Source organism: Pseudocitrobacter cyperus (genome assembly GCF_039889165.1).
Taxonomy (GTDB): domain Bacteria; phylum Pseudomonadota; class Gammaproteobacteria; order Enterobacterales; family Enterobacteriaceae; genus Pseudocitrobacter; species Pseudocitrobacter cyperus.
This window is the reverse complement of sequence record NZ_JAYMYY010000021.1, coordinates 1-1,928: the sequence shown is the minus strand read 5'-3', so window position 1 is coordinate 1,928 and position 1,928 is coordinate 1. Positions and strand designations below refer to the sequence as shown.

Genomic DNA, 1,928 nt, shown 5'->3' with positions numbered 1-1,928 from the left:
TCTATGGACTACCTCCGTTTTGCAAGCGCTGATTCTGGTTTTGGGTTGTTGCTTACATCTATCCGGCATCAGGAAAACCTGTGCCCAAATGGGTAATCCGCACACAATCGCCTCAACAACTGGACGGCCTCTGAGGCCAGTATAAAAATCAGGTTCCGATTGTGCAGGTGCAACCTGTCACTATTTCTCAGTACGCTGCAACTTTGCTGGCAGGGTATTAACTTCCCACTGCCTGATATTCTGTATCATTTCTCAGCATCGACCAGATTATTCTCGCATTTTTGTTAGCGACCGCCACGGTCGTTTTATTAAATCCGCGACGTTCTTTCAACTGGTTAACCCACTAATTCAGATAGCCATCATTATTGTTCGTGGCAACCCTGACGACAGCACGGGCACCATTATTCATTAGCACCTGTCTGTCGCCACTCGAGTGCTGGCGTGGAACCAGACCAAGCCATGCAGCAAAGTGACGGCCATTCTTAAATTCAGTTCCTTTGCCAATAGCAGCAACAACGGCCGTGGCCGTTTTAGGGCCAATGCCTTTAACTTTAGCGATACGCTGGCAGGCTTCTGATTGCCTGAACACCGCCTCTATTTCTTTATCAAAAAAGTTTATACGACGACCGAGATCGTCAAAGAGATCATAGAGTTCCGCAATCGTTCTGCGCATACGGGCACTTAACCCGTTTTCTTCATCCTCAGGGATCAGCGGAACGGCACGACGAACTCTTGAAACTGCCGCGCCGATAGTTATTCCCCGATCAAGCAGCAGTCCCCTGATTCGACAAACGGTCGCAGTGCGGTGATTAACAATACGCTGCCTTGCCCGGTGCAAAGCCTGGATATCCTGCTGTTCCGGGCTTTTTGGCGGCACGAACTGCATTGTCGGTTGCATCAGAGCCACTGCGATGGCCTGTGCATCATTACCGCCATTTTTTTGTGCTCGGACAAAGGGTTTTACATACTGGGGGCTGATGACCTTAACGTTATGCCCCAGTTTTTCAAACTCACGCTGCCAGTAAAATGCCCCTGTGGATGCTTCGACACCAATCAGACAGGCCGGAATATTCGCCACCGTCTGGAGTCATTCTTTTCGGCCAATACGTTTTGAATAAACCGGCTCACCGGCCTGGTTTAACCCGCAGAGCTGAAAGACATTTTTAGCCAGATCAATACCCAGAAATACGATATTCATGATGGTTCTCCTGCTGAACGTATTTCGTACAGTTAACCGCAGAGGGAGGAGGTAGTCCATCCCATTAACTGGAAGAAAAAATTTGCCGGTCTGGGCCTGACCGAGCTGCGGCGTCTGCGGCAACTGGAGGATGAAAAACAGCGGCTGAAAAAACTGGTGGCTGATCTGAGTCTGGACAAGGAGATGCTGCAGGAGGTACTGAAGCAAAAGTTCTGAGGCCGGCTCAGAAGCGCCAGGCGGTACATTTCCTGCGAGAGGCATATCGTATCAGCGACCGTCGGGATGTGGGTTGCTGATGCAGGGCAGAACTGTCTACCACTGGCAGAGTCGGCGTGACGATTGGGCAATAACACTGCGCATCAGGGAAATTGCGGAAACACGAATACGCTACGGCTGTCCGCGCATCCACGTCCTGCTGCGACGAGAGTGCAGCACACCGTCAGCAGCGTCCTACCCTGACGTACATCGATCAGTGCTGGAGTATGGATTTCGTGTCAGATAGTCTGTTTAATGGACGGCGCTTCCGGGCGCTGACTGTAGTGGATAATTGTTAGTCGGGAATGCCCGGCGATCCATGCCGGAAAATCATTGAAGGGTGAAGATGTGGTCCGGATAATGGAAGCGCTGCGGGAGCTGGATAAGCGTCTACCGGTACGTATTCAGACAGATAACGGCAGCGAGTTTATCTCGAAAAGTCTGGATAAATGGGCGTATGAACACGGTGTGACGA

The 1,928-nt window shown here is 50.9% G+C and carries 2 pseudogenes; one reads left to right on the top strand and one right to left on the bottom strand.

The features are described 5' to 3' along the window. Positions 1 to 217 precede the first annotated feature (217 nt). Positions 218 to 1,198: pseudogene (locus tag VSR74_RS23140) on the bottom strand (IS110 family RNA-guided transposase). A 66-nt stretch (positions 1,199 to 1,264) separates the two neighbouring features. Between VSR74_RS23140 and VSR74_RS23135 the strand changes: the two are divergent. Next, positions 1,265 to 1,928, top strand: a pseudogene (locus tag VSR74_RS23135) (DDE-type integrase/transposase/recombinase); the annotation flags it as partial.